This window comes from Mangrovibacterium sp. (assembly GCF_059905295.1).
On record NZ_JBZQJF010000216.1, the window covers coordinates 1 to 2,449 of the forward strand.

A 2,449-nucleotide genomic window follows, 5' to 3' on the forward strand; every position below is an offset into this window, starting at 1 on the left:
GAAATAAATGATAATTGTTCGAAAAATGAACTTATCCGAATATTTTTGATTGTACAGAAGCGGCCGCCGAGCCGAAAGGAGACTGATTGGTTTGTGGATGCAAGCAAATTGCTAAAGCTCGAATGTTAAGTTGTCGTAGCCAATTGCGGTATTGGGGAAGATCGTTTGGGCTTCCTCCAGAATTGGAACCGGGCTTTTATAGCGGGACGAGAAATGGCCAATCAGCAACTTTTTAACTTGGGCTTTTTGGGCGATCAGGGCAGCTTCTTTTCCTGTTGAATGGAATGTTTCGGCAGCAATTAAGGCTTCGTTTTCGCCAAAGGTGGCCTCGTGGTAAAGCAAATCAACGCCGGCAATCTCCGGAATTATGCCTTCATTGTAAGCTGTGTCGGAACAAAATGCGTAGGAGCGAGGCTTCGGAGCCGGAATGACCAGGTTTTTGTTGGGAATAAGCTGACCGCTTTCGGTCGTAAAATCGGCTCCGGCTTTAATGTTCTTAATTTCCCGAATCGGGATGTTGTACAGCTTGATCTTCTCTTTGATGATATTGTCTTCCCGGGGGTGCTCATCGAAGCGGAAGCCACAACATGAGATACGGTGCTTTAAAGGGAAGGAAGTAATTTTCAGTTTTTTATCCTCGAAAATAACCTGAGACTTTTTGAAGTTCAAGGGGTGAAAAATAAGTTGAAAGCCAGGTTCCTCCATGCCCAAAAAATCGAGCTGAAACTTGGTGTAGCGTTGCAACTCAGAGTGGGCGTAGATGTGTAAATCGCCACGTCGTCCCTGCAGTCCCATAGTTGAAATTAAGCCAATCAATCCAAAGAAATGGTCACCATGAAGGTGCGAAATAAAGATGTGGTTGATTTTGCTGTAATTGATGCGGTTTCGGCGTAGTTGGTGTTGGGTACCTTCGCCGCAGTCGATTAAAAAAAACCGCCCAAGTGCATTGAGCACTTGAGCGGTTGGGTATCTTTCGGAAGTAGGCGTTGCCGAACTACTTCCCAGAATTGTTAATTGAAAGGGCATCTGCATCGGAAAGGAAACTATAAGCTTTCTTTCTTAACCAGCAACTCTTCAGCTTCTTCTACTGATTTGGTAATCAGCAGCACGGTGTGAAGCATTGACAGGCGGATGAGATGTTCCACATCAGGTTGTAATCCGCAGAGGATAAAAGTACCAATAGCATCTTCGCATAAACGGTTGGCAACTAAAATTGAACTTAATCCTGATGAATCGACGTAAGCACATTGACTAACATCAAGGATAATGTTTTTTACATTTTCATTACCCAATACAACCAATTCTGATTTTAAATCGGGTGCATTGTTGGTGTCCAGCTTGGAGCTCAGTACTTTAATTACTGAGTGGTTTTCCTTATTTATTACTTGAAATTCCATGAATGGAAATTTACGAAATTCTGTTCAACAAATTGTAAGTATCTCTTACTTTTCTTTGTTTTCTTCCGCTTCCATTTGAGATTTCAATGCAGCCAATTCGCTGATATCACCTAAAGTTGTTTTCTCCAGGTTATCTTTAACAGTTTTCACTGCTTTTTTAGTTTGCTTAGCTGCAGCTTTCTTCTCTGCTGTTTCAACCGATTTTTTCTCATCTTCGAATACACGAGAGTGAGACAGGATGATACGTTTTGCAGATTTAGAGAACTCGATTACTTTGAAGTCTAATTTTTCGTCCAAAGCAGCTTGAGAACCGTCTTCTTTTACCAGGTGGCGAGGAGTTGCGAATCCTTCAACACCGTAAGGAAGAGCGATTGTAGCACCTTTGTCGAACAATTCAACTACAGTACCTTCATGGATAGAGTCCACAGAGAAGATTGTTTCGAATACATCCCATGGGTTTTCTTCCAATTGCTTGTGGCCTAAGCTCAAGCGACGGTTTTCTTTGTCGATGTCCAATACAACCACTTCGATATCAGCACCAATTGATGTGAATTCTGATGGGTGTTTGATTTTCTTAGTCCAGCTCAAGTCTGAAATGTGGATCAGACCGTCAACACCTTCTTCGATTTCAACGAATACACCGAAGTTAGTGAAGTTGCGAACTTTTGCTGTATGCTGAGATCCAACACCGAAACGAGTGTCGATATCTTGCCATGGGTCTTGACGAAGTTGTTTGATACCCAATGACATTTTGCGTTCTTCGCGATCCAAAGTCAGGATTTGAGCTTCGATCTCGTCTCCAACTTTCAGGAAGTCTTGTGCTGAACGCAAGTGTTGTGACCAGCTCATTTCTGAAACGTGGATCAAACCTTCAACACCCGGAGCAATTTCAACGAATGCACCGTAGTCAGCCATAACAACAACTTTACCTTTAACAGTATCGCCAACTTTCAATTCAGCGTTTAAGTTATCCCATGGGTGAGGAGTCAATTGTTTCAGACCAAGAGCGATACGTTTTTTGTCATCATCGAAGTCAAGGATAACAACGTTCA

At 42.5% G+C, this 2,449-nt stretch carries 3 protein-coding genes; all 3 read right to left on the reverse strand.

The window, feature by feature from the left end:
- Positions 1 to 111 precede the first annotated feature (111 nt).
- The gene (locus tag AC37HE_RS11335; protein WP_500782957.1) at positions 112 to 1,026 is read right to left on the reverse strand and encodes a ribonuclease Z; all 915 of its coding nucleotides are present in this window, start codon (positions 1,024 to 1,026) and stop codon (positions 112 to 114) included.
- Positions 1,027 to 1,043: 17 nt separating this feature from the next.
- Positions 1,044 to 1,397, reverse strand: coding sequence for an STAS domain-containing protein (locus AC37HE_RS11340; RefSeq protein ID WP_500782958.1), 354 nt, complete (start codon positions 1,395 to 1,397; stop codon positions 1,044 to 1,046).
- A 45-nt stretch (positions 1,398 to 1,442) separates the two neighbouring features.
- Positions 1,443 to 2,449: S1 RNA-binding domain-containing protein (locus AC37HE_RS11345; protein WP_500782959.1), on the reverse strand; the 1,007-nt coding region annotated here is incomplete at its 5' end.